We start from the raw sequence: 2453 nt of genomic DNA, 5'->3' as shown, positions 1-2453 counted from the left end.
GTCATTGGCCAGTGTATGCGGCATCGTCGTTCCGGCGAGCTCCCAATTGCCGGGGCAGGGGCCGATTCCCGCCGCATGGCCGGCCGGGTTACCTGCCGTTGCGGCGCGTCCGTCAGGTAAGCACGCGGATCGTGGGCGTCGAATGTGGTTGATCGTCCTTAGCGGGCGTTGCCGTCTYCAAATCCCACAGACTCGCTCTTTTTTCGGCCGGCGGCAGTCCGCGGCGGGTTCAGTCAGGAGAGTTCGCGAATGAACTCTTTGGCTTGCGGCCATTCGCCATAGCCTGAAGCGGGATTCAAATGCCCGACCTCGCCGAGTTCGACAAAGCGGCTGCCCCACGCCTTCGCCAGGCTACGGGCGCGATCGAGACGCGTCAGAGGATCGTTGCTGCTAGCCGCAACGATGCTCGGAAACGGCAACGTGCTGCGAGGGATCGGCAGCCAGCCGTGGTCGCTCAGCGTGGCGAGCGTCGGATAGCCTGCCGGCATGGACGTTTCGAGGTCCGCGGGCGCCGCGAGCAGTGCGCCAAGGATCTCGCCTGTGGCGCCTCGGGCTGCCAAATGGGCGACCATCATCGCGCCTGCGCTGTGCGCCAYGATGATCACCGGCCCCTCGATGGTGGCCAACGCGCGATCGATTGCGTTGACGCGGGCGGCGCAACTCAGCTTGTCTTGCTCAAGCGGCGCGACGCTGACGACGCGAGGCAGCGTCGCCGCAAGGAGGGTTTGCCAGTGTTCCGGCACATGGTCACGCAGGCCAGGGACGATGAGAACGGTCGGTGCCGTAGAGGTCATGTCGATCTTTCAGTAAGGCGCGTCACCGATGATGGCGGTACGCTCCATCTTTCGGTGGCACGGTGGATAATCCATCACTGCGTAGTGCTGGGTTGAACGGTTGTCCCAGAACGCAACGCTGTTCTTCTTCCAGCGAAAACGCACTTGGTATTCGGGGATATTGGCCTGACTGACCAGGTAGCTAAGCAAATTGCCGGCACCCGGCGCCTTGTCCAGCCCGAAGCGCACGTTGGCCGGCACATTGAAATTCGTGAAGTGCGTCGTAAAGCTCCCATTGACGAACAGCACTTTCTCTCCGGTTTCGGGATGGATGCGTACAACCGGGTGCTCGGCGTCCGGGTACTGAGCCTTCAGTGCAAGACGCTTTTCGATCGGCATGGCGGCACCGAAGCTCGCCTCGATGCTGTGGCGCGCGCGCAATGTGGCGATCTTCGTCTTGATATCCTCGGGCAACTGGTTGTAAGCCTCGACCATGTTGACCCACATCGTGTCACCGCCCACAGGCGGGCATTCGATGCAGCGCAGCACACAGCCCATCGGAGGCTTTTCGCGCCAAGTGGCATCGGTATGCCAGGAATTCTCGTTGCGCTCGGGAGGGCTGTCCGGGGTCTTATAAATCTGAACCAGTCCTGGGTAATCGGGATGGCTGCCTACCACCGGGTGGTCCTCCAGTTCACCGAAGCGGCGCGCAAAGGCCACGTGCTGCGCGCGCGTGATGTCCTGGTCGCGGAAGAACACCACGCGATGCTTTAGGAGCAGCGCCCGAATCTCCGCCATCTGTTGGTCGTCCTCGGCAGCCGCGCCAAGGTTGACGTTGCTGAGCTCCGCGCCGATCGTGCAAGTGATGGGCTCAACCCGGATCGAATTGCCCAGCGAGGTTGCGCGGACCACTGCGGGTGCCGCCTTGAGGCGTTGATTCATGTGCGTGTCTCCGATTGTCGGTTAGGCCGATCGATCCTTGCGAGTTTGGATGTCGCGGGTATCTCCCGCTTGACAGTACATGACAGGGATTTATCATTCCATGTCAATGTCCCACTCGTCTCTCTAATGTCGTCACTTGTCCGCGCCGCGGCCCTCACCAACTACAGCGAGGTCGCTCGAGCCGCCGGACTGGATCCGGTGCGGATGCTCCTTGACGCGGGGTTGAGTCCGAGCGTACTGAGCGAACCGGACATCATGATTCCGGTCGAGCGTGTCGGAAGGCTGCTTCAGGCGTCCGCAACCATGTCAGGCAACGAGAGTTTCGGACTGTGCATGGCCGAGTCGCGCCTTTTGTCCAATCTTGGGCCGGTAGGATTGCTGATCCGCGACCAGGCGACGCTACGCGACTCGCTTCGCATGCTGATGCGCTATCAAGCGTCGCTCAACAGTGCGTTGTCGCTGACGGTCGAGGAGTGCGATGGACTTGTCATTATTCGCGAGGTGGTAATGGCTGGCAGCGCACATCAACCCACGCGTCAAAGGGTTGAACTGGCGCTAGGGGTCATGGTGCGATTGATACGTCAACTCCACAAGCCCGACTGGGAGCCGCGACGCGTATGCTTTGAGCACCCGGCGCCGCGCGACCTGAGTACGCACCGACGGTTTTTTGGCCCTTGCGTCGAATTCGACTATGACTTCAACTGCATTATCTGCACGAGGGCCGATCTCGATGCACGC

Annotated in this window: 3 protein-coding genes; 1 reads left to right on the top strand and 2 read right to left on the bottom strand. The window is 61.5% G+C overall.

All coding sequences use genetic code 11. From position 1 onward, the window contains the following. Positions 1-233: 233 nt before the first annotated feature. Together AC1DS3_RS37745 and AC1DS3_RS37740 are read right to left on the bottom strand one after the other, a co-directional pair. Positions 234-794, bottom strand: coding sequence for an RBBP9/YdeN family alpha/beta hydrolase (locus AC1DS3_RS37745; protein ID WP_477129263.1), 561 nt, complete (start codon positions 792-794; stop codon positions 234-236). Positions 795-803: 9 nt separating this feature from the next. Beyond that, the gene (locus tag AC1DS3_RS37740; RefSeq protein WP_459376429.1) at positions 804-1715 is read right to left on the bottom strand and encodes a TauD/TfdA dioxygenase family protein; all 912 of its coding nucleotides are present in this window, start codon (positions 1713-1715) and stop codon (positions 804-806) included. A gap of 126 nt (positions 1716-1841) precedes the next feature. Between AC1DS3_RS37740 and AC1DS3_RS37735 the strand changes: the two genes are divergently transcribed. Beyond that, a partial coding sequence (locus tag AC1DS3_RS37735; RefSeq protein WP_477129262.1) for an AraC family transcriptional regulator occupies positions 1842-2453 on the top strand: 612 nt, incomplete at its 3' end.

This window comes from Cupriavidus sp. 01L46, from assembly GCF_056399905.1.
The sequence above is the reverse complement of the archived record's forward strand: the minus strand, read 5'-3'. Positions and strand labels throughout refer to the sequence as shown.

Coding starts and splice junctions, on each gene's coding strand:
- AC1DS3_RS37740 (WP_459376429.1), bottom strand. CDS start 1,715: ATGAATCAACGCCTCAAGGCGGCACCCGCAGTGGTCCGCGCAACCTCG.